We start from the raw sequence: 1,075 nt of genomic DNA, 5'->3' as shown, positions 1-1,075 counted from the left end.
CGGACGTCGCGCGCGAGCACGGCCGCGAGGTCGCCGACGCGCTGGAGGACGACCTCCGGCACCTGGCTCCCGACCTGCTGCGCTGGCACGCGCCGCGGGTCGGCCGGGGACGGACGACGCTGGTCCCCGACCAGGCCCTCGTGCTGTCCGCCGCCCCGGACGATCCCCGCCGCACCCTGCACGTCACGACGCCGCGGCAGCTCGTCCACGGGCCGCAGCGGCTCACCCTCCGGTTCGGCGCGATCTCGACCGACACCGGCTGGACGTACCTGAACACCGACCTGCCCTACCTGTCGGTGTGGCACAACCTGCAGCACCAGTGGGACACCGCACGCCACCTGTGGGACGTCCGGCGCACCGATGAGCTGCGGGAACGCTGCGGCGGCGACGGCACCCGCGCGCCGTTCCTGGAGCCGGACGGGACGCCCCGGCCGCCCGGCCTGCTCCCGTCCGCCGCCCCGGGCGGGGACGACCCGGTCGCGCACGCCGAGCGGGCGATCCTGCTGCACGAGGCCGGCGACGTGCTGGGCGCCTTCGCCGCGGCGGGGATCGCCGTCGACGAGACGGGCGTAGAGCTGGAGGAGTACCTCGGCGGCGGGGTCGTCGAGACCACCGACGTCCTCGCGCGGCTGCCGCTGGCCCCCGCGCGCCTCGCGGACGAGGTCCGGCGGCTGTCGGAACGCGGGCACGGCGACACGTACTGGATCCCCGCCAACCAGCACGTGGGCGTCGTTCTGCGTCGCGAGGGCGGCGGGCTCGGCGTGGAGCTGGCGTCCCGGGACGACCTCGGCGGGGGGACGCCGGTGCTCCCGGACGCGGCGTGGCGGATGGCGCCGGACGTCGAGGCGCTGCGGCACGGCGTCGTCCCGGCCGAGGAGCTGCACCCGCTCGTCCGCGCCGCGCTCGCGCCGGCCCGCGCGTTCGCCGGTCCCGGCGGCCCGCCCGGACCGGACCGCCCCGGCCCGGTCCGCATCCGGTGCCGCGGCGAGTGGCACGAGGTCGCCTTCCGCGACGGCGCCCTGCGGATGCCGCACGGCGAGGGCGAGCGGCGGCGCGGGCAGGGGCTGCTCGCGCT

Annotated in this window: 1 protein-coding gene; it reads left to right on the top strand. The window is 78.4% G+C overall.

Annotated elements, in window-relative coordinates; all coding sequences use genetic code 11:
* A partial coding sequence (locus ABZ914_RS51755; RefSeq protein ID WP_500201868.1) for a hypothetical protein occupies positions 1-1,075 on the top strand: 1,075 nt, incomplete at both ends.

It is taken from the genome of Spirillospora sp. NPDC046719, assembly GCF_040645715.1.
Classification (GTDB): Bacteria; Actinomycetota; Actinomycetes; order Streptosporangiales; family Streptosporangiaceae; genus Spirillospora.
The sequence above is the reverse complement of the archived record's forward strand: the minus strand, read 5'-3'. Positions and strand labels throughout refer to the sequence as shown.